This is a genomic window from Tersicoccus phoenicis (genome assembly GCF_001968835.1).
Taxonomy (GTDB): Bacteria; Actinomycetota; Actinomycetes; order Actinomycetales; family Micrococcaceae; genus Tersicoccus; species Tersicoccus phoenicis.
The window spans coordinates 1-1,996 of record NZ_MRDE01000092.1 but is presented as its reverse complement, the minus strand read 5'-3'; the positions used below and the strand labels follow the sequence as shown (position 1 = coordinate 1,996).

At 67.6% G+C, this 1,996-nt stretch carries 2 protein-coding genes; both read left to right on the top strand.

Features of this window, described 5'->3' with window-relative positions:
• On the top strand, positions 1–1,288 hold a 1,288-nt coding region (locus BKD30_RS15060; RefSeq protein WP_076705914.1), incomplete at its 5' end, for a Mu transposase C-terminal domain-containing protein.
• The coding region (locus BKD30_RS15055; RefSeq protein WP_076705912.1) for an AAA family ATPase at positions 1,285–1,996 on the top strand (712 nt) is incomplete at its 3' end. The genes BKD30_RS15060 and BKD30_RS15055, both read left to right, overlap by 4 nt.

The following is a 1,996-nucleotide window of genomic DNA, read 5'->3' as shown; positions in this document are numbered from 1 at the left end:
ACGCTGGCTCGCTCGCTACCGGATCGGCGGATACACCGCCCTCGCCGACGGCACCCGCACCGACCGCGGCGTCCGGCGGACGGCGCCGGAACTGGTCCGCCTGGTCGAGGGGCTCGCACTCACCAAGCCGCGACCGTCGATCGCCACCATTCACCGTCAGGTCAGCGTCCACTGCGGTGAACGGGGGCTGCGATCGCCGTCGTACTCCGTTGTGCGGTCGATCGTGAACGCGCTGGACCCTGGGATGGTGACGCTCGCGCTCGAGGGGACTGCGTCGTACCGGGACAAACACGAGCTGCTGCTCCGACGTCGCGCCGACCGCCCCAACGCGATCTGGCAGGCGGACCACACGGTGCTGGACCTGCTCATCGTCGGCCCCGACGGGAAGCCCGCACGGCCCTGGTTGACGGTGGTCCTCGACGACTACTCCCGCGCGGTGTGCGGGTACATGGTGTTCCTCGGCGCCCCGTCAGCGGCGAACACTGCGCTCGCGCTGCGGCAGGCGATCTGGCACAAGTCGGAGCCGGACTGGCCTGTCTGCGGGATCCCGGATGTGCTTTACACGGACCACGGGTCCGACTTCACCAGCCACCGCCTCGGGAACACCGCCGCCGTGCTGCACCTCCGGATCATCCACTCCCAGGTCGCCCGGCCCCAGGGGCGCGGAAAGATCGAGCGGTTCTTCGGCACCATCAACACCGAGCTGCTCCCGACGCTCCCCGGCCACCTCGCACCCGGGGTCGCAGCACCGATACCGACCCTCGACCTTGCCGGCATCGACCGTGTCATCAATGCGTTCATCCGCCGCTACAACGCCCGCACCCACCGCGAGCTCCGGACGAGCCCACTGGACGCGTGGATCGCAGACGGGTGGCTGCCACGGCTCCCGGAGTCCCTCGAACAGCTCGACGGGTTCCTGCTCACCGTCCCGACCACGCGGATCGTGCAGCGCGACGGCATCCACTTCGAGGGCCTCCGCTACACCGCAACCACCCTCGCGCCCTTCGTCGGCAGCACCGTCAGCATCCGATACGACCCCCGCGACGTCACCGAGATCCGTGTCTTTCACCGCGATGCGTTCCTCTGCACCGCGATCAGTACCGCGCATCAGACCGAGACGATCAGTCTCAAGCAGATCCAAGCCGCCCGGAACGCCCAGCGCCGGGCTCTACGCGGGCAGATCCGCGAACGCATCGCAATCGTCCGCCCCGCCCCTGATGACCACAGCCCACCCGCACACGCACCGGATCAACCGCGACTGAAGACCTACGAGGAGGACCGGTCGTGACGAGCCAATTCATCATCACCAAGGAACACCGCCGGTTCGCGGAGTTCGCCGATGCCGTCCGGAAACAAAACACCATCGGCGTCTGCTTCGGCCCCGCCGGCGTCGGCAAGACCCTCTCAGCACGCCGCTACGCGCACTGGGACAGTGTGGGCCCGTTCATCGCCAGATGGGCCGCACGCAGCGAAGACGACACCAAGATCTACGCCGCCGCCCACCGCGCCCGGACCGTCTTCTACACGCCCGAAGTCTCCGCCACGATGCGGGCCCTAAAGGACGACCTCCGGCACGACATGCTCCGCACCGAGCAGTGCATCGAAGAACACCTCCTCCTCCACGGCCACCACTTCGACCACACTCACGGCCCCAACCCGTCCCTGCTCGAGCTGATCATCATCGACGAGTCCGAACGCCTCACCGGCAACGCAATCGAGTGGCTGCGTGACCAGTACGACCGCACCGGCATCGCGATGATCCTCATCGGCATGCCCGGCATTGAGAAACAGTTCACCCACTACCCCCAGCTGTACAGCCGCCTCGGGTTCGCCCACCAGTACCGGCCGCTCGGCCACGACGAGCTGCTGTTCGTCCTCGAACGCCAATGGCGCAAGCTCGGCAAAACACTCGACCCCGACGACTTCACCGACGCACAAGCCATCGCCGCCGTCGAACGCATCACCCGCGGCAACTTCCGCCTCCTCGAACGCCTGC